The sequence below is a fragment of the Agrobacterium sp. ICMP 6402 genome, from assembly GCF_009498615.1.
GTDB lineage: Bacteria > Pseudomonadota > Alphaproteobacteria > Rhizobiales > Rhizobiaceae > Agrobacterium > Agrobacterium burrii.
Window position 1 is genome coordinate 1 of record NZ_QSNV01000014.1, and the last position, 19263, is coordinate 19263.

General features: G+C 56.0%; 20 protein-coding genes. 7 read left to right on the plus strand and 13 right to left on the minus strand.

What is annotated here, in order from left to right:
* From DXT96_RS24710 to DXT96_RS24750, 9 genes are all read right to left on the minus strand, one after another.
* The coding region (locus tag DXT96_RS24710; protein ID WP_153516898.1) for a virB8 family protein at window positions 1-676 on the minus strand (676 nt) is incomplete at its 3' end.
* Between the two features lie 35 nt (window positions 677-711).
* Entirely contained in the window at window positions 712-1740 is a 1029-nt protein-coding gene (locus DXT96_RS24715) for a type IV secretion system protein (protein WP_045232527.1), read from the minus strand.
* A gap of 12 nt (window positions 1741-1752) precedes the next feature.
* Window positions 1753-1980 (minus strand): hypothetical protein, encoded by a 228-nt coding sequence (locus DXT96_RS27430; protein ID WP_012653019.1) that lies wholly within the window; start codon window positions 1978-1980, stop codon window positions 1753-1755.
* Window positions 1973-2671: a type IV secretion system protein gene (locus tag DXT96_RS24725; protein WP_012653020.1), complete on the minus strand. Its 699-nt coding sequence runs from the start codon at window positions 2669-2671 to the stop codon at window positions 1973-1975. Before DXT96_RS24725 ends, DXT96_RS27430 begins: the two co-directional genes overlap by 8 nt.
* Window positions 2672-2683: 12 nt before the next feature.
* A complete protein-coding gene (locus DXT96_RS24730; protein ID WP_153516899.1) occupies window positions 2684-3772 on the minus strand; it encodes a lytic transglycosylase domain-containing protein in 1089 nt (362 codons plus the stop codon).
* Window positions 3769-6228 (minus strand): VirB4 family type IV secretion/conjugal transfer ATPase, encoded by a 2460-nt coding sequence (locus tag DXT96_RS24735; RefSeq protein WP_153516900.1) that lies wholly within the window; start codon window positions 6226-6228, stop codon window positions 3769-3771. Before DXT96_RS24735 ends, DXT96_RS24730 begins: the two co-directional genes overlap by 4 nt.
* Before the next feature lie 2 nt (window positions 6229-6230).
* Complete coding sequence (locus tag DXT96_RS24740) at window positions 6231-6530, minus strand: type IV secretion system protein VirB3 (protein WP_080517092.1); 300 nt, start codon at window positions 6528-6530, stop codon at window positions 6231-6233.
* 1 nt (window position 6531) lies between these two features.
* Window positions 6532-6882, minus strand: a complete 351-nt coding sequence (locus DXT96_RS24745; RefSeq protein ID WP_153516901.1) for a TrbC/VirB2 family protein — start codon at window positions 6880-6882, stop codon at window positions 6532-6534.
* A 12-nt stretch (window positions 6883-6894) separates the two neighbouring features.
* Window positions 6895-7845 (minus strand): lytic transglycosylase domain-containing protein, encoded by a 951-nt coding sequence (locus tag DXT96_RS24750; protein WP_246670644.1) that lies wholly within the window; start codon window positions 7843-7845, stop codon window positions 6895-6897.
* Window positions 7846-8020: 175 nt separating this feature from the next.
* Here DXT96_RS24750 and DXT96_RS24755 point away from each other — a divergent pair, with 175 nt between their 5' ends.
* From DXT96_RS24755 to DXT96_RS24775, 5 genes are read left to right on the plus strand one after another with little or no spacing between them, the layout of a single operon-like run.
* Window positions 8021-8629: a hypothetical protein gene (locus DXT96_RS24755; protein WP_153516902.1), complete on the plus strand. Its 609-nt coding sequence runs from the start codon at window positions 8021-8023 to the stop codon at window positions 8627-8629.
* A complete protein-coding gene (locus DXT96_RS24760; RefSeq protein ID WP_071207519.1) occupies window positions 8626-9165 on the plus strand; it encodes a thermonuclease family protein in 540 nt (179 codons plus the stop codon). Before DXT96_RS24755 ends, DXT96_RS24760 begins: the two co-directional genes overlap by 4 nt.
* A complete protein-coding gene (locus DXT96_RS24765) occupies window positions 9162-9866 on the plus strand; it encodes a thermonuclease family protein (protein ID WP_153516903.1) in 705 nt (234 codons plus the stop codon). Before DXT96_RS24760 ends, DXT96_RS24765 begins: the two co-directional genes overlap by 4 nt.
* On the plus strand, window positions 9867-10247 hold the full coding sequence (locus tag DXT96_RS24770; protein ID WP_153516904.1) for a hypothetical protein: 381 nt from the start codon (window positions 9867-9869) through the stop codon (window positions 10245-10247).
* A gap of 22 nt (window positions 10248-10269) precedes the next feature.
* Window positions 10270-10848, plus strand: coding sequence for a hypothetical protein (locus DXT96_RS24775; RefSeq protein ID WP_194287739.1), 579 nt, complete (start codon window positions 10270-10272; stop codon window positions 10846-10848).
* A 452-nt stretch (window positions 10849-11300) separates the two neighbouring features.
* Here the strand turns inward: DXT96_RS24775 and DXT96_RS24780 are convergent, their stop codons facing one another.
* Both DXT96_RS24780 and DXT96_RS24785 read right to left on the minus strand, forming a co-directional pair.
* Complete coding sequence (locus tag DXT96_RS24780) at window positions 11301-11633, minus strand: hypothetical protein (protein WP_012653031.1); 333 nt, start codon at window positions 11631-11633, stop codon at window positions 11301-11303.
* 431 nt (window positions 11634-12064) lie between these two features.
* Entirely contained in the window at window positions 12065-13210 is a 1146-nt protein-coding gene (locus DXT96_RS24785; RefSeq protein WP_194287740.1) for a site-specific integrase, read from the minus strand.
* Window positions 13211-13408: 198 nt separating this feature from the next.
* Between DXT96_RS24785 and DXT96_RS24790 the strand changes: the two genes are divergently transcribed.
* Complete coding sequence (locus DXT96_RS24790; protein ID WP_153516906.1) at window positions 13409-14539, plus strand: RHE_PE00001 family protein; 1131 nt, start codon at window positions 13409-13411, stop codon at window positions 14537-14539.
* 34 nt (window positions 14540-14573) lie between these two features.
* On the opposite strand, the gene DXT96_RS24795 is transcribed toward DXT96_RS24790, so the two are convergent.
* Complete coding sequence (locus DXT96_RS24795; RefSeq protein WP_153516907.1) at window positions 14574-15896, minus strand: hypothetical protein; 1323 nt, start codon at window positions 15894-15896, stop codon at window positions 14574-14576.
* Window positions 15897-15987: 91 nt separating this feature from the next.
* Between DXT96_RS24795 and DXT96_RS24800 the strand changes: the two genes are divergently transcribed.
* Entirely contained in the window at window positions 15988-17040 is a 1053-nt protein-coding gene (locus tag DXT96_RS24800) for a thymidylate synthase (RefSeq protein ID WP_153516908.1), read from the plus strand.
* Between the two features lie 29 nt (window positions 17041-17069).
* Here DXT96_RS24800 and DXT96_RS24805 read toward each other — a convergent pair whose 3' ends face one another.
* Window positions 17070-19244 (minus strand): metallophosphoesterase, encoded by a 2175-nt coding sequence (locus tag DXT96_RS24805; RefSeq protein WP_194287741.1) that lies wholly within the window; start codon window positions 19242-19244, stop codon window positions 17070-17072.
* Window positions 19245-19263: the final 19 nt, after the last annotated feature.

Consider the following 19263-nt stretch of genomic DNA (forward strand, 5'->3'; position numbering starts at 1 on the left):
GCGTAACCGTTTCCTGATCGCGACGGTAGTTGTACACCTGGAAGCCAAGGGGGTTCTCAAACCTCCAATCATTTCGCTCCGGTGTGTCCGTGTAACGGAATCTGACAACAGAGATGTAGTGCCGGGTGATATTGTCACTCTCAGAACTCTCTGTTGTCGAGAAGCGAACTAGCGCGGTGCTAGCGTTCGAGAACGTGACCGACTTTACGTCAACTGTGATTTTCTTGTTTCTGCCCAAACGCCTGCCCGGGTTGTTTGGATTAGCGGCGCTCCATTCGTCTTGAAGCTCCTTGGCCGCATCGGCCGTGGAAAGAAGCGCGGCAATTCCAAAGTTTTGCTGGATGGCAAACGGGTCATAGCCCTCGCGTGAGCGGATGTACCGGACAACATTGGCCTGAGTGACAGCCTGCTGGTCAGTGAGGTTTGCCGAGCGCGTGAGCCCCGTCTTGACCTCGATGTAACCTGTATTTTTATCGACCTCGACGATGTAGGGCTCGAAGGTCTTGAGCGGAACCAACATCACCAGCGTCCCGAGCGACATAAGGGTGATGGCGCTCATTATCAGGGCGATAAACCAAGCGAATGTCCTTGAGCGATTTGCCTTTTTTACAATCTCCTGTTCCCACTTGTCGCCGTCTTGAAAATAGCTCCGGAGAGCTTCATTTGAATCTGCCATGGTCTAGCCCTTAAACCCCTCTGAACAGCCTGCGCTTAACGTGGCACGCTGTTGCTGCTGATGCTTTTCTGCATCGCGTCCGCGCTTGCATTTCGAATATTTTCCCGCATTCCCGCATGGGTACGTTCCCTGGCAGCCATCCCGATCCGACCGGCCGCGCCGGAGACACTGCGCGCTCCTGTGAGTGCAGCAGCGGGGGCACTGAAGCCCGTCAGGCCTCCGACGGTTCGCGCCACTTGGCCGATCCCGGCTGCGACACCCCCCGTAATCCCCTGAGCAAGTGTCTGTATGTTGAAAAGCACAAAGGCGCCGGCGGCACACAAAAGAAGGAAAGCTGCAACATCATCGAGTTGAAGCCTGCGTTGATCGGCCGCTGCAGCGACTTTCGTCAACTCTGGATCCATTGCGGAGATCAAGAACGCAGCCACCACGTAAACGAACAACGGAATAATCGCGTACATCAGCACACTTTGGAACCATGCCATTCCGTAGCTTCGCGTAGATTGAAACAACAAACATGCGATGAAAATGGGGGCGGTTCCTAGCAGCACCCACATCATGACCTTAGCAAGCAAAAGGATCGCAAGAGCGACGGCGATAAACACCCCGACGCCAAACATGATCAGAAAACCGACCATAGCCGGAAGAACAGAAAAATAACCGGCCTGTTCAGCAAAGGCCCCCGCCGCCTTGTTGGCCGTTTCCCAGATCATCGAAAGGCCGTTTGTCGGCTCTGTGATACCTGTATTGCTGACCGCGAGAATTGCCCGTCCCACGTCTTCCGGTGTATCGCTCAGCCAAGCGTAGAAGAACGTGTTGAAGTTACCCCATGAGTTTATGAAAGCAACGATCAGCGTCATTCTGACTACGCGGCTGATCACCTCCCCAACGCTGACACGCGCAGTGCCCATGATCAGTTGAAGACCGTAATAGGCGACGTAGGCAATCAGAAGCACGGTTAGAAGCGGCGTTACTTCGCTCGCAACAACCCCATAGGCGCTTTGCGTAAAGCTAGCGCCCGTCTGTTCGATCCGATCCAAAAGCCCACCGAGGAAATCCTCCATCGCCCAACATCCTTATTCAGTTGCTATTGTGCCGATGGCCGCCAGAGCGGCGGATGGTTCGCCATTGACGCTTGTCATTGGACCACAGTCGTGACGTGGATCCTCAGCATAAGACGTCATATTGGCGGGCCGTTTGCATGGTGCCGTTTTCTCTTTCGCGGCCGTCCCACAGCCGGCAAGCCCGGCTGTAAAGGTCGCGACTAGAAGCACCGTTCCCGCTATCTCGAATGCCTTAATCACCGTAGGTCATCGCCTTCTTCGAGTTCGACATATCGACAAGACGTTGCTGGTTTTGAGCGTTGAGCGACTGGACTGTGCCATTCATGACGCCGATCATTTCGTTTAGCACCAGCCCGGATTGGACCTGAAGCTGCGTATTCTGATCGATCGAGCCCTTGATATCCTCAGCCTTGCCAATCTGCTGACCTGCTTGCTGGAAGGATTGGGTACGCTGTTGTACCGCCTGGTTTGAACCGGTCACCAAAGCCGCAACGCCGAGAACCGTGTTCATCACCTCCTCATAGGACTTGTCGCCTGAGAATGTGCTATCGGCCTTTCCCGACAGGTTTTTCACCAACTGCAGCCCGTTGATAAACGTGGAGGCGATTTTGCCGATATCGCCCCCCATGTTCCCGAAATTCGGTACGCCACCGCTCATCAAGCTGTCGAAGGACGGCATCTGGGAGACACTGAAGCCATTGCCGATAGCAAGGTTCTGCATAGGGCTTTGCACGCTTCCACGGTCACCCGTTACGGCTTTAAGTGTTTCTTCGACCGTCTTGAGAACCTCCTTGTTGGTATCGAGGATGTCGGTCGTTGTTTTCGATGTTTCCTGAGCAACCTTCAGGTTAGCATTGTCGATTGTGGGGACCTGAGCGTACGCTGTCGAAGCTAGAGCCAGCGAAAACGCCGTTGCGATCGTCTTTTTCATGGCAGTTCTCCTTTATTGTGTACTCAACATCAGTTTCATTTCGGACGCCCGTTCCCTCTTCTGGACGCAAGCTTGTTCCTTCTCGTTCCACTCCACGTTCAGCGCCGGGTCACAGAGCTTCACCGTTTCGGGGTCTTTATCGTCGTTTTTCTTCACCGAGCTCGTGCGAGACGAGCCGGATCTTTCACCGAGATCCAGCGCGTTCTTCGAGTTCATGAGTTCAGCCATTGTCGCTCCAAGACGAATGACCTGATTCATCATTTCGAGATTCGCGTTTCGCGCCCCTGAGTTCTGGTCCCAGCTGTCTTGGATCGTGCCCGTCTGCATCTGCCCGAGCTGCTGCAACCACGAACTGACATTGCCACTGCTTTCCGTGATGGACTGGCTCGTTGCCATAGCGTTCATCGAGCTGTCACGAGCACCCGAGAAGGCTGTGCTGCCTCCTCCATAGTTCATCGGAATGTTTGAGGTATCCGACCCGCCAAACTGCGGCATCCATTGTTTCGTGATGCTCGCGACATAGCCTTGGGTTTCTTTGAATGGTGGGATGCCGCCATACTTCTGCACGTTGCCAGGGCCAGCATTGTAAGCGGCCAGAGCGAGGTTCGTATTCCCGTTGAAACGCTTCAGCTGTTGCTTGAGATACCGCGCGCCGCCCCGAAGGTTGTCTTCCATGTTGTTTGGGTCAACGCCGAGGTCCTTTGCGGTTCCTGGCATAAGCTGCGATAGACCCGTCGCGCCTACCGGTGATTTTGCGCAGGGGTTGAAGCGGCTCTCTTGATAGACAAGAGCCATGAACAGCGTTTCGTCTACGCCCTCTTCCTGGGCAACGCGCTTTACGAGGCCGACGATCTCCGGATTAGCTTGCGCGGCAGACGGCGCGTCGCCTCCCTTGCCTTTTTTGTACATCGAGCAAGTGACGCTGGTGCTGACAGTGTGGCGTTTCTTGTCTGTTTCCTTGATGTCGTCGGTTGTTTTCTCCCTCACCGTGTCGTCCGCCGTTAGTGCGGCGTCGGTGATTGGAACCTGCGTAAAGGCTGCGCTTGGAGCGCCAATCGACATGGCTGTAGCAAGCAGCACCAGAGTGGGACTTTTCCTCATTCAGCATTCTCCCATCCGCAAAATTTAGCCAACCAGTTTTCCGGCTCGTCTCCATATTGTTCGCGGAGTGCGGCGCACTCCTCGATCGTCTCCTTGCGCCCGGACAGGACCTTGACGAGATCGGGCATGCTCGAAAGGTCCAGCCGGGCGATGACTGAGTCATTGCCGTGCTTGATCAGGAAGGTTCGCTTTTCGGGCGGGGTGTTCTTGATGAAGTTGTATTCCTTCACCGTGAGACCGAAGCGCTTGATGTAGCTCTCTTCGTCTGCACGCGGGTTCGGGAAATGAATGTTCGTGGAAGACTGCTCAATGAGCGTGTGAGAGACCTTCGACTTTGCAATGTCGGCGGCCGATTGAGTGCCAAAGCCCACGATGCCGTTGAGCTTACGAATGGTCTTCATTTTGTCGACAATGAACGCGCTGAAAGTTTCATCGAGGAGCAGCTGCCAGCCTTCGTCCATGAAGAACATGACCGGATTGCCATCCAGCAGTTCATCAAGCCGATGGTAGAGATACATGAGGGCGGGCGTCCGCAGTTCTTCGTTCCCAAGAATACTGGTCATGTCAAAGCCGAACACCGTCCGGCCAGAGAAGGACAGCACATCGTGTGGAGCGTTAAAGAGCCAAGCCTTTTCGCCCTCGGTCCAAGGACGAAGGCGAGAATAGAGGTCATTGGCATCAGCACGGGCACGGCCCATAAGCAGGTTGCCGAGGTTGGTGAGGTTTCGCTGTTGTGCCGGTTCTTCCATGAGGCGGACCACAGCGCGCTCTATGATATCTTCATCTTCCTGGGTGAAGTCGCGGCGATCACGTCCACCGAGCATCGCCTTGAGAAGGCGCTGAAGAAATTCTCTGTTTGGTCCCGTGTTCTCCAACTGGAGCGGATTGAATCCAGTTGGTGTACCCGGGGAAAGGATCTCGTAAGATCCGCCGATGGCTCGAACGAAGATTTCGGCTCCGCGGTCCTTATCAAAAAAGACGGCGCGGGGTGTTGGGGAAACTCGCATGGCCTGCGCGAGCAGGAAACTCAAACCGACAGTTTTACCCGAGCCGGTCGGTCCTGTGACGGTAAAATGCCCGATATCGCGGCGGTGGAAATTGAACCAGTAGGGCGTCTGCGATGTCGTCTCAAGGATCGTGATGGGAAGGCCCCAATGCGTACGTTCCGCCTGACCACTGGCGAAATTGTGCATTGATGACAGGCCCGAGAAGTTCGAGCTGGAGAGCATCGCCTTTCTAGCAATATAGGAATGGTTACCGGGCAACTGCGCCCAAAACGCTGCCTCAAGATTGAGATCTTCACGCAGCCAGTTGATATTCATGTCCGTGAGGCATGCACCAAGTTCCGAAACGCAGCGGCTCAAGCCTTCGAGGTCCCGGGAAATGCAAAGTAGCGAAAAATGGTGGAAGCCAAACACGGCTTCCTGATTCAGCATACTGTCGAGAGCAAAATTGATGTCAGATTCTACAGACGTCCCAGCTTCATCCGAGGCACGGATTTGCCTCTGAAGGCGCGTTATGCGCTCCTGCGCAATTGGCTTGTCTGCAAGGGTAAACGACTGCGTCAGGATGAACTCATGGTTCACCTGTAACAGTCCGTCCAACATGCCAGGTCCAGTGAAAGGAGGGTATTCCTTGATGGACAGCAGTGCGCCATACCGCGAATCTTCGTCCACGGCGGCTTGCGCGTGAAAGGCGCGCTTGGCGAAGTGGAGACGAGATGTTCCAATGAAGTTGCGAATGCCCATGCGCGGCAATCGCATCTTTCGAGACACACTCCCCGTGAGGACAGAATCGAAAAATTCGCAGGGCTCGGAATACGGTTCGCCCTTGGTCTCTTCCTCCTGCCCCTCGATCTTTGCAATATCATCGGACTTCTTCCGATAGGTTATGCCGAGCGTGCGGGCTCCATATTTACTCAGTTCACGGACGATATTCCCGATCAGTTCCTCTAGGTCCGTTACCTCTTCGCGCGTGGCTTGTGTTTTGGCGTCCTTGTTGGACTGCGTAAAAATCCGCTTGAGAGAGTCGCCAACACCAAGCGCGCCGCGCATGCCCGAACGGACAATCGTCAAGTAGATCTCGTTGGTGAACATGCGCTTCTTGCGAAGCTGACCCATGTATCGCGTATTCAGGATGTCGCAGAATGATTGATCAAACGTTCCGCCGATCTCGGTCTCGACCTCGCGACGGATCACGGTTGACCATAGGGAAAACCGGCTTGAGCCGAGCGCGCGTATCATCGTGTTCTGGACGACTGATCGCATATTCAATTCGGCCTGGTCTTCGGTCTGGAAAAACAAGCCGTCGAGCTTGATGACACTGGCGAGTGATCCATTCTCGAGACCTACCACCGTGTCCGAGACATGCCGCATGTAGGGAATATGAACGGACATAGGCCGCTCGTTTCCTGCGACCTTCCCAAATCCTAGCTCTTCTTTGACGACTTTCAGCATGATTATGGTCCGTACGAGTTGGTGCCCCAAAAGCGCTTATTGGGAGTGCGGGGTGTCTTGCGTGACGAAACCTGAAGCACGTCGAGAATTTTCGCGTCCCATGTGCAAAGCGAGAAAAGGACGAGATAGCCCACAGGCGCGAGCAGAAGTGCCGCGAGATGGTTCGACGCAAGCCATCCGATGATGGTGAGGCCGATGATCAGCACCACCGCCATGTATGGCACGCCCCATAGGGTTGGTGATCGGGTCAGACCGATCACCAAAGGCGTGAGCGCCGGCTTCTCATCCGAGAACTCGCTCAACTTACTGCCCGCCCACCGAAGAAATCATCTGATCAACAATGGCCGGAGCGCCGAAGACGAGGCCGATACCAATAACGACCGCGCCGGCTGTAAACCAAGACAAACGACCGGCAAATGCCATGAAGCCCAGGGCGATAACGGCAATGATCGCCAACAACCGGCCAAATGGGCCAGTGATGAAATCCACGATCATCTGCACGGCGGTCTGGATAGGGCCGAAAGCACCACTGCCTCCGCCGCCTGCGCCTTGGGCAAACGCCAACTCCGCGCCGACGATCTGCACCGCCGCGACCACGCCAAGAAGCGCGATCACCTTAACCGCTTGGGATTGACCCAACTTCACCTTTTTCATCTGACTCTCTCCTTAGAAGTGCATCACGCCGCCGACAAACTTGCCGGTTTTCTCAACGGCAATTACCCCGCTACCGTTGGCCGTATTCGTCGCCGCTGCCTCACGGACGACATTTCCGGCCTTCCGCTTGCCCGCAGGCATCGGAAGACCAAGCTGAAAATTGAGGACTTTTGCTACGTATCCGACCGTCTCCTGAAAGGGCGGAACGCCGCCATATTCGTAGATCCGGTTCTCGCCGCTGTTGTATGCAGCGGCTACGAGCAGAGGATTTTGAAACTCATCGAGCAGAAACCGGAGATACTTGATGCCACCCTCGATGTTCTGCCGTGGATCGCAGATATCAACGACGCCGAACCTCGTTGCGGTATCGGGGATAAGCTGCATGGGGCCACGAGCTCCTTTGGGAGAGTTGCGAACCACGTCAAACCTGCTTTCGGCCCAAGTGATTGCCACAGCAAACCCCTCATCAACCTGATGGCGGCGCGCGGTCTCTACAACCAAAGCTTTGATCTCGTCCGGCGTCATTGGAGATGCGCCACACTCTTTTGCCCCCATTACGGGCGAAGCTAACACGTTTCCTGCGCCGATTTGGCTAAGTGAACCGGTCGCACGAGTAGCAGTCGGAGAGTCTACCGTTGATAACGATGCATCCACATATGGGGAGTTTCCTGCGCCAATTTTGGTACTCGGCAAAGCCGCCGCTTCGGTCGTGTTTTTCTGCTGGTTCGCGCCCTTCACTACACCATCAGCGCCCAAGACAAATTCTTTGGCTGCAACAGGCTCACCGGCCCATCTTTCCGCGAAATTAGTCGCGAGCGACGGCGTTTCAGACGCTTCGGTTTCGTTGTATGCACTAGCTATTCTGGTATTTCTTACAGCGTCTTGGGCATATGCGCAGTTGGCCGACCACAGCGTAACGAGAGCTGTCCCAAAAAGGACGGTGGTGCCTGAAAAGCCTGCCATGCGAGCCCTTTATTCCATCGTCTCCGCCTGCCAAACGGTGTTGTGATTAGGAAAAAAACCGATTAAGTTGATGCTTGTAGCATACCGATTTGGCTCAGACTTACAAGTTTTTGTGCCAGTGTTAAACCCCCTTTCTCAAGGGAATCCGTTGTACCAAGATGGTTAGGGCTAGAAAATGATACGGACCATCATTACCGCACTCGCGAGTTGCGCGATGGCAACACAAGCTTTTGCCGCGCCGGCGATCAACAAGGATTACGTCAAGTCGCTCGCCGCCCCCGGTAAAACGGCTTTGGTGATCGAGTATTATGACGGCAATGGGAAGGTCGTTGACCGGAAGGGCTATGCAACAGCCTCAGGGTTCAAGGCAGTCTCCGGAACCGACTTCAAGATTGACGATAAGACGACAGTACATCTCTACGGTCTCCAGCCGTGTAAGGGCGATTTGGTCAACCGGACGGAAGACTATGCCGGAACCTGCGATGACTATGCGCTTAAACAGCTTCAGGTCATGTTGCAGAGCCCAAAAGTCGTTTTCTGCCGCGCCTTCGTCAGCGAGCAGGGGGCGCCGATGCAGAATGCGACGTGCTACGGGTACTACAATTACCCTGGTGCCATGGACTCGGTCGATAATTTTGAGGAACAGCTTCTTTCTCTAGGCGCTCTTCGTCTCGCCAAAAAACCTGATGGATCAGTGGAGCGGCCTGATCTTCAGGAAGCCGAGAATCTCGGCAAAAAGGGCGACTTCGGCATGTGGGCCGATCCGCGGGTAAAGTCGCAATGAAGCGGATAGCCCTTCTCATGGCAGCACTGATGCCTACCTGGGCTCTCGCAGCCCCGGAGGGCTATTTCGATTTAAGGCCGGACGGAATAACGCTGGAGACCGGGGACACATGGGTATCCAATGGAGAGCGGTTCCGTCTCTATGGAATACAGTCATGTTTGCGCGGTACCAATTATACCGATGCGCACGGTAACACTCGCGATTGCGGCGAGGCGTCCCTCGCTGTTCTTGCCGCGTATATCAAGGACACGCAGCCGATTTGCGCACCAGTCGCTAAGGCAAACGACATTTCGTATGTCATTTGTTACGCGACCGTTGGGAGCCAGCGGCTGGATCTAGGGCAGGTTCTCGTCAGCAGTGGGTACGCGTTTGCTGCATTGAAGAGCGACGGACTTCCATATCATGTCCCCTACTCTGTGGCCGAACAGATGGCCCAGCAGAAAAAGGCGGGTCTCTGGCAGTTCAAAGACGTCCAGCACCCGTCGATCACCCTTAGCCGAGAAGCCAATCAGCGCGCCAGGAAGGCGGAGCAATGAAACATATTCCCCTGTTCGGCGTCATTATCGCTGCGATTGCCACACCTTCAATGGCCGCCGACCTACAATACTATACCCCGCGCTACTCGGGGCGCGTTGCACCACCCGTCGATTCCGCGCCCGTCAGGTTGCCGGTCTTCAAAGGCGTTGTAACCGTTCTGGACGGCCGCACTCTTTGGTATGGCTCTCTCGGACGTGGCTATAAGGTCCGCCTCGCGAGTATCGATGCATGCGAGCTCCCGCAATGGGCTCTCCACCCCAAGTGGGTAGACCGGACAAAGAACCAAGCGCCTATGCCGGTTTCCTGTGGCCCGCTTGCAAAAGCTTGGTTGAAGCGAACCATTGGCAACAAGGTGACGGTCTGCACGACGCTTGGGTATGGGAATGATGGCATTCCTCTCGCTCAATGCACGGTCAAAGGCCGAGACGTGGCGACGGAAATGCTGCGCGTAGGCTGGGCGCGAGTGGATTCCCCCTACGCCAACCAACAGTACCTTTCCTATCAGCACGATGCCATGGCCGCCCGTTATGGAATGTGGGGCACCTACGTGCTCGACATGAACGAATGGCGGCGCAAAGCGGTTGATAAGACCCTTGAGCGGCGACCTCTGGCGGATTTCAACCTTTTGGCAGAACGAAAAAGCGAAATCTCGCCGCCGTTTGCTGACGCACGCAACAAACCTAAGAGGACAGATCGATAGTTGCCGGATATCGCACATATCGCGACATCGTTCGCTATCGATCCGATGGCGGCGCTATTGGTTGCCATTCCCCTTTCGCTCGCCCTGATCGTGCCCTGCGAACGTTTGTGGTGGATCCACGCCCCCTGCGCTTTGGTCCTCCTCGTGGCCTCAGCCTTATTCCAGGCCGAGCGTCATCTCGCTTTCGACAGCTATCTTGTCGGCTTTTTTGCATTTGCGGCGGTTTGCCGGGATATCCCAAACCGCCCCCTCCTCTACCGCGTCGGTATCCTCTGGTTTGCAGCATTCTCGTTGATCGCCGCCGTCATTTATGCGGCCTCCGACCGAACAGACCCCCACGCGATAGAAGCCAAGATCTCACACCGGCCAATTCCGCAGTGAACGAATGAGAGAGGGAAAGCTAATGAAAGCTCTGTATTTTGTCGCCGCAGGTGTTGCGGCTTTTGCCATGACACCTGCCGCAAGGGCGCAAAATGCGTCTTGGGGGTGCCAGATCCTCCTTTGCGCAGCGTCCAAAAACCCTTCATGGCAGGGGGTTGGGTACTGCGTGCCGCCGATGCAGAAATTGATTTCGGCTATGAAGAAGCCCGGCTTTTCGTGGCCGATCTGCGAAGAAGCTAAAGCCGGGAAACCCGGCCATCAACCTTTTGAAGATTGCCCTGCCGGTTTTCAGGCCGGGCGGGCATCGTCTGGCCGCGACAACGACTCCCTCTTTGGCGGTGGCGAGGCGAATGTATGCACAAAGACGGTCAACCAGTGCAGCAACCGCGGCGCTTTCCGGACGCTCTACGGGAACGAACGCGCGAACCAGCAGGCCGGCATCACAATCCGCGAACTTAATTCAAACAATGACAACGGCTTTGGCAACAGCTGCCAAGTTGTCATCACGCAGCCAAGGCCAATGAGGGCTGACCCCTATTACTTCGATATCCCGAACGACAAAGGCGTGAAGGAACGTCATTGGTTCAACCTCAATCTATGAGGCCAGCGCCATGAACCAGAACATTCTACTCGTAATCGCTACCGGAGTTGGCATTGCTGCCGGCTCCGGCGCAACTTACGTTTTGATGCCGCAGCCAGATCCGCAAGTTCGCGCACCCACGCATGAAGAAATTGTAGCAGCAATAGAAGCTGATCCGTCTCTTCTGCCGCGCGAGTTTGTAGCCCCGGCCTTGGAGACCCCGAGCGAAGAAGAGGCCTTGGCGGCATACCGCCGAGCCTACTCCTCCAATCCGATGCGAACTCGCGGATCTGAGGACCGTATCTCAATACGACTTGGCGAGTGCGACCAGAATCCAGCCGGGCCGGGAGTGTCTTGTCTTACGTCCATCAAGTTTACCCCGTCCGCCCAACCTCTCGATCGCGTTATTGGATATTCGAAAACCGCTTCAGGCGATTGGGTTGCGAACGGATATTAGCAGCTATCAGGCCAACTCAAACAGTGAGGTTGTCCGCCTCTGTCTGAATCACTTCCATCTCTTTGGGATCCAAAGCTGCCTGCGTTGTCAGGATATAGGCAGCTAAATATTCGAGTTTGCGGTCGGATTCGTTTCGGTCGGCTGGCTTGTGCATGACGATCGATAGTCGTGCCGCCTCATCTTCCTTCGATGCAGCAGCCAAAGCCCCGGCATAAATCACAGGACTTACGCGCTCGGTCGCTCGCTTTTCGTCCCATTCTCTCACCGTCTTAGCCGTCGCCATCTGAGCCGCGATGTGGCGTTCCATTTTCTCGAAGAGCGAACCGTCTTCCATTCCCTGTTTCATCATCTCACCTCTATCCACAAAACCAGCCGAAGCCGTTTGACCTCCCAAATCGAAGGGAGGGCAGGACCTGGTCCTGCTCCCGAGCTCGTGCGGAACAGCTGGAGAGAGGGGGACAAGCGCTAAACCGGAGGGGGATCACCCACCCGAAGGGCCGCGTCGGATTTTTTGTAGAAAATCGGACCGGTGCTGCAAGCCGCAGGCTGAAGCATGGGGGAAACCGGTTTAGTGCTTGTGGGGGAGAGAGGGCAGCGCGCCTTTCTCCCCTCTCAGTGAGCTACATTGTCATTAAATCTAAATCGAGATAGGTTTACATTACGTAGAAAACAACACGGGTTATGTGACGCGCTATCTGTTTCTCCCGGCCGCCACACTGACTGTAACAAATACGAGCGTTAACGTGACGACACGGAGCGGGAAACTTTGTTTGCCGCATTTCACAACAGTCTTGCTGCCCGGCCACTTCTCCGCGTCGCGCTGTTGTAATAGCTCGAAGCCTGCTGCACTGAGCGGTGCCGTGATTGCTCCATGGCCTCGGGGAGGGGGATTCCACGGTTAGCCGCCTCGGTCAGATATCCGGATCTTAAGCCGTGAGCCGAGAATTCCGACGGCGCTAAGCCGGCCATCTGCGCTCGGTGTTTGACAACTGCATTAACCGCCCCTGGCTCCAGCGCCCGCTTCGACACATTGCCCCAGCGATCGACCTTCCGAAACACCGAGCCGCTCGCGATGTTTGCAGCCGTGAGCCAGGCATCGAGCGCCTCGACAGGCCGGCCGGTAAGATAGACGATTTCGTCGTGATCGGCGCCGGAGGTTTTGGTGCGGCCGAGATGGATAGCACGCGAGGGGAGGGGAGGGCCGCTGTCCGTTTTGATCGGCGGCTCGACGCTGATCTGTTCGACGCGCAGGCTGGAAATCTCGCTGCGCCGGCGACCACCGGAGGCAAAGGCCACCATCAGGATTGCACGATCACGGACATCGCGCAGGCTGTCGGTCGCGCAGGTCGCCAAAAGCTTTGCCAGCACATCTGATGTGACCGCCTTGGCGCTCTTGCGACGATGGGTCCGCGGGACCGCGCGCACGGCCAGACGGATCGCCGATTTGAGGGCAGGGGAGGTGAAGAGACCGGTCAGCCCGCGCCATTTGGTGAGCGTCGACCAGGTTGCCAGCCGGCGGCGCACGGTGTCGGGTGCATGCGGGCCGAGTGATTTCAGAAAGCCTTGGTCGCGCAGGTTCTGGTCGACGGCGGCAGGCATGCCGTGGTCGGGATCCGTCACACGTTTTTCCGCATCCCACAGATGATGGGCGACGAATTTCAGGAGAAGCGCTTCTGGTGCCGGCCAGGGGAGGGAGGCGCCGGTCGCCGCCAGCGACCAGGCCTGCAGATAGGCAAGATCGGACGTCAGTGCCCGCAGGGTGTTTTCGCCCATGCCCTCGTTGACCAGATGCTTGAGGGTTTGGATGTCCTGGTCGGTCAGCAGCTCGGCGAGTTCGTCGCGCCGCTCCATCGGCAGGACAGCGGCGATTGTGTCGAGCTCTTCGGCGCGGCGATCAACCAGTGACGTTTGGCTTGAAGATGGCAAGCGTGGCTCCAAAACGGTGCTTCGAGACGGCGCCGTGGCCGTCCAATGACACGACCTTTTCTGATTTGCGACTCGAAATCAATAACCATCGATAAGAGGTACTTATCGATGGTTATGACATCAACGCGCGATCACACCATATGGAGAACCACAATATTGATATAGAGTTCGTTTAGCAAATCGTTTACCATAATATCAATGGCTTACGATATCCCGAAAATCACCATGACAGCGCTTTTGGAGCCGGCTTTTCGGGCGGGTATCGCACTCACGCGTCTTGATGAGCGCATCGCCCGTTCTCCGGTCGGTCTGGGGTGGATCGAGCGCACCCACTTCACTGACGCCTGCGCCTCGCTGTGGATCGATGGCGAACTCGTCCACCTCGAAGACCTCGTCCTCCACGACGACACCCGGGACATTCGCACGCCCACCCATGAACTGACCATCGCCCTGGACGTGCTGCGCACGCGTCGGCGGGCCGCCGGCCAATCCCCGGATTGGGCGCTCTCTGCCGACGGCATCCGCTCGCTGCGGAAAACCTCGGAGATCGGTTCGGGCGGCGGGGACGAGGCGTCGACAGCCGGAGTTATTTGGCCGGCGTCCGCGATCCACGCGGAAGGGGAGGGAGAGGAAGGTGACGACGTCGAAAATCTCCCCGGCGTCGACTATGCCGCCATCGATGCGGTTCTGGCGCGATCGGAGGCGGCAATCGTGAATGCAACACGGCCCAGCCGCGACGGCGGGGCCGAGAAAGATTCGATGATCTACGATCTCGACTGGGACGAGGATGCACGGCTAGACGAATGGCGAGGCGTGTTGCGCCAAGCTGAAAGTCTACCGGCGGTGGCGCAGGCCATCGTCGCCCTCGATGCCTGGAACGAGCTTTCCGTCCTTCAGCACGCGCCCTGGCTCGGCAGGCTATTGTGCGCCTCGATCCTGCGCCAGGCGGGGATTAACACCGGCGCCCATCTGGCCGCCATCAATCTCGGCCTCAAAACCATTGCCGTTGATCGGCGCCGGCATCGTGATCGGGAAACCCGGCTGCTCGCCATTGCCCACGGATTTTTGGCGGCTGCCGAGATCGGCATGAAAGAGCATGACCGGCTGACGCTGGCGAAGACGATGATGGACCGAAAAATTGAAGGACGGCGAACCTCCTCGAAATTGCCGGCGCTGGTCGATCTGGTGATGGCAAAGCCGCTGGTCTCGGCCGGGATGGTGGCGACGACGCTGGACGTCACGCCGCAGGCGGCGCGGCGGATTGTTTCGGAACTCGGCCTCAGAGAGATGACGGGGAGGGGGAGGTTTCGGGCGTGGGGGGTGCTTTGAAACGTTTACAACGTGCGCTGCCTTTTGAATGAGCTCAACCAGCCTGCTCGGGAGGAGGCACATGCTCAACAGGTAGAAAAGAAATGTCAGGAGCCGGAAGGGGAGCGCCTATGAAGTCCGCATATTCCTGATCCGTGAGATCGCTTCCAAGAAAAGGTTCTGCATCGGCTGCCTGCACCGAAAATTTTGGTTGAGGATTTGGGATACTAAAGGCTGGCGTGCCCACCAAACCATTGCGCAAGACGATTGCTCCGAATCCGGAGACGTAGGTCGCGTTGACATGCGATGCGCCATAGTGGCCGAAAAGGGCATAGGACAAGATCCCCATGCGTCGCCGGATGTGGGGCAGCATCAAATCAGCGGCCTCGATGCCGTGCTCTTGGATAGCAATGAACCCTGGACGCGTCGCGGTGAACTGGCTTGCTGCCTTCCGCATCGCCTCAAGCAACGGTTTTGAAGTGTCGTCTTCACGATTGCTTCGCATGACCAAGAAGCAGCCAAAATCCTCCCCCATCGCGCCAGAAATATGGATATTTTGGCCGAGTTCCTTTTTAAAATACTGATATATGGTTTTCTGGTCGATGACGCCGCTTAGAGGAATCCCGAAAGATGTCCGAAGCAATTGAAATCCCGGACCGGAGATTGTCGTTGGTGCCCCCGGAAGTAAAGCTGTTTCGCAGGCCCGTCTAAGATCGCGCTGCTCGGCCGTGTTCGATGACAGGCGGGAGTCAAGCGTGACGATCAAGACCTCTCGCTGCTTCAACACCGTGTGCTGCGTCAATGCTGGACCGATTGACTCCATAAAGCGGTAGAAATCCTTCCTGTGAATTGACCGCCCTGCATCCGCGGAAAGGCTCTTGCATTCGACTTCGCCAGCAAACGAACCTCTACGAAAGAGGAGATCGAACTGGGCTCGTCCTTCAATATCTGCGAACTCAACGTCGTAACCGTGATCCATTAAACGCTGGGCAAGATCGAATTCCAGATAGACGGGGGCAAAACCGTTTTCCGCCTTCAAAGCATCGCGTAAACGCCCTTCAAGCACCTGTCGTCCCTTGGGCGATAGTTGGGAATGGATCTCCACAGTTACCGCTGCGAAATTGAGAGATGCCATGATGAGCTCGTCGACTAGATCCGGACGAAGCTTGCCTTCCTTCGCAAAGACTTCAGCTTGAAATCCGATGGCCATTTCTAACCAATGATAGTCGGAGACAATTTTCCACCGGAAATAAGATGCGTCCTTGTCGGTGGCCAGTTGATCGAGGCGCTTGATCCAACGCTTCTCGCCGGCTAACGCCATGAATGGGTGAATGTACTTGGCCAGTTCGTCGAGGGAAGTCGGCGCGGTAACAAGCATCTGAGCAAAACCATTATACAATTAAGGTTGTAGAATTCCGTGCGACTATCCAGATTATGGCAAACAGAGTCCAGCGCGAGTCTTGTGGTCCATGTCACCCATCTATCGAAATATCAGCTTTGCGGCACCCGGCAGTTTCGCCGAAATTATGGAAAAAGGCGACGAGATTGCCGTGAGAGGGCAGCTGACCCGCGAAATCTGCAATCAGGTTACCGTCCTTGAGCGACCCTTGGAACGGTTTCTATTTCTCCCCGGCCGCCTCAACGACTGCTTTGCCCAGATTGCCGAGTCGATCTGGATCGTCGCAGGACGAAACGATGTTGCCTGGCTTTCTCACTATCTGCCGCGCGCCCCGGATTTTTCTGATGATGGAAAAACGTGGCGTGCCGGATATGGGCCGCGACTTCGCAACTGGCGCGGTCGATCTGATCAGCTCGATGAGGTCCGAAAGCTGTTGCTCAATGATCCTTCGACCCGGCGGGCAGTCATGAGTATCTTCGATCCGGAGCTCGATTATGCAGCGAGCCTCGATATTCCATGCAACAATTGGATCGGATGGCTCATTCGTGATGGTCGGCTTAACATGAGCATCGCCATCCGAAGCAATGATGCGATGTGGGGTTTCTCTGGAGCGAACGCTTTCGAGTGGAGCGTGCTGCATGAGCTCCTAGCGGGCTGGACAAACACCCGGGTGGGAACGGCGACTTTTTTTGCGGCGTCGTTCCATCTATACGAGCGGCACTTCAAAATGGCTCCAGACATTGTTTCGAAGTTCCATGGCATTTCACCTTATGATTTCGGAATTCGAAGTCTGCCGCTTTCGGTCATGTGGGCCGATCTCGATAGCGTACTCCAGAAATGGTTCGCGGTTGAGGAGCAAGTGCGATCCGATTCAAGAAACCAAATTTCCGATCTCGACCAATTCGACGATGAATTCCTTCGGGAAGCCCTCAAGGTTCTCCGACTGAAATGGATGGAGCCGAGGCTAACCGATGCGGAACTCGCGGCAGAGTTGATGAGGCTCGAGGAAAGCGACATGGCTGCGGCAGCCTACCAGCATTTCGGCAGGCGCCGTCCGGACCTGTTGCGCAAGATCGAACATCCCAAAATCGCTTCGTTCTTTCGGGCTTGCGAAGCCCGTTAAGTGGACATGGTCATTGCATCCTGGAACCCCTAGCTTGGGCTCCCGTGCTCTGAGCGGGATTCGGTAAATTCGCGAAGTCGTTGGACCAACCGTCTCACCGTAGGCGCCCAGCTGTCGAAATCGGGTTTGTTTTTCGCCCCGCGCTCATACGCCCGGTTCTTATCGGCCAGATCTTCGATTAGCACTGCGGCCTCGGCGATTTGTATATCCCCATCATTTGAGACGCGAAGATAAGTGGCCAGAAGTTGAAGTCCCTCAATTGGGGTCGGTATTCCGTCTGGATTGAAGGTATCAGCCGCGGCTTGAAGGTCGTCGAGCGTTCTTTTCCAGCCAGCAACCGCTTGCGCCTGTGACGCTCCATCGATGCGTTTTTGTCCCAGCGATATCGCGAGAAGGTGGAGGCGTTCTGGAGCCTGATCCAGCCATCGGTCGATGATTGGCATGGCCACTTGCGTCGGCGTACGCGAATGCGTTCGAGCATCGGCGGAAATAGTGGTGATACGACCCGGTTTGAAGCCTAGGTCACCGCAAATCTCCCACTGGAGAAAACGAAGCTCGGCAACATTGATAGGCCACCACCGAGCGAATTCTTGGGCTCGGTAGAAGGCAATCGCATCTAATTCTACACGCCCGTCACTGAGATCGCGTCGCTTGAACTCAACGAGACAGAATGATGCGAACTCTTCGCCTTTTCCATCGATGGTGAAGTCGCGGAAAGGGTCTATCAGGACAGCCAGTGCACGCGTACTTGCTTTCTCACGAAGGAGGCTTTTGATACGGGTTATCTGATCGATCTTGCCCCCGAACCGTCGAAGCCGCCCACCGTGCACATATGGCATCCGGTGATCGAGACCCGATCGATCCAACTGCCACCACCCGACAAGTTCCTTCAGCCACTGTTGCCGTTCGTTGTCGTTTAAGGGCTCTGCAATGGGATATTCGTTTGGCAATGGAAGCGAGCCGGGAAAGGAGACTGGAAGGTCAAGATGGACAATCAACGTACCCTCTTTCGCCTCTGAACCGGCTGCCTCGCACGCCCGATTATAGACCTCATCAATGTCAGTTCCCTGGATGACAATTGGGGCGCCGGGAACTGATTTGTGGTTCCAAATTCGCCTGGACGCCATTGCGGTTGGCTTTGTATCGACACCACCGCGGACGAGGGAAATCGGTTCGATCGAAATGGACGGGTTAAATGGCATGCCGGAAATTGAAATAAGCCGCGCCGCGTCCGTCTCCCGTCCGGGTTCGAATGTCGACCCGGAGATAACCAAGGTTTTCCAGACATCGTCGGAGTCTTGCTCGTAGAGATGTTCGAACTGCATGGCGTATTCATGTTTGTGGCCATGAATCAACACAGAAATCCGGCGGTCGCGTAAGAAAGCACGAAGTTGCTCCAGATTTGAAAAGTCGGCGAACGGCTTCAGCTCCTCTCTTAGCGAAGGCGCACGAATGTGATGATGAAGAACACCGATGCGAAGCTGTTGGCCGGCCAGGGGCTTGGGAGCGCCTTCGATTTGTTCGCGCAGAACTTCCAATTGATTGGGCGACACCCTCGCCATGTCATATCTCGCCAGCCCGTTGAGTTGTTTGCGCAAGGTTATCTCCATGTCTGGATTATCAGGCGCAAGCAGGGCGGGAATAGTCTCCCAGACATCGGATAGGGGCTTTGGGAGAATTGAGCTAACTTGAGACCAGTTGCTCGTGTTGATCGGGAATGCGGCCCAGGTGAAATCATTCGCCAGCAGCATATGAGCTCCGCCATCGGTAGGGGCCTCATCGATCCCATCCAGCCACGGTGTCACACATCCCTCGGAACGCCAAGTCTGCAAGAATTGCTCGTAACGCTGCGACGAGCCGGGAGCAGAATCTTGCACGACGTCGTGATTGCCGGGAACGGCCACAATGTTTGCCGGCGTAATCCCCAAGCCAGCCAAGTGCTTTATCAGCATTTCGAACAGGATCTTATGCCCGCCTGCTTCGCCTTTGTCCTGAGCGTCGCCCGAAAAGAGAACGCCATCAAGTTGGAGTACGTCCTTGCGCAAGCGTTCCGCAAGGCGGCTCAACATCAACTCGAGAGCGCTCTCGCGAGTGTCTTGAGTAATGCCCGGGATGTTCACTTTGTGATCGTCTCGGGGCAGGGGATTTCCCGAAGCCATCAAATGCACGTCGGTCAAATGAAGAAACAAGGCCCGTTCTGACACAAATGTCCTCCCACTGTTC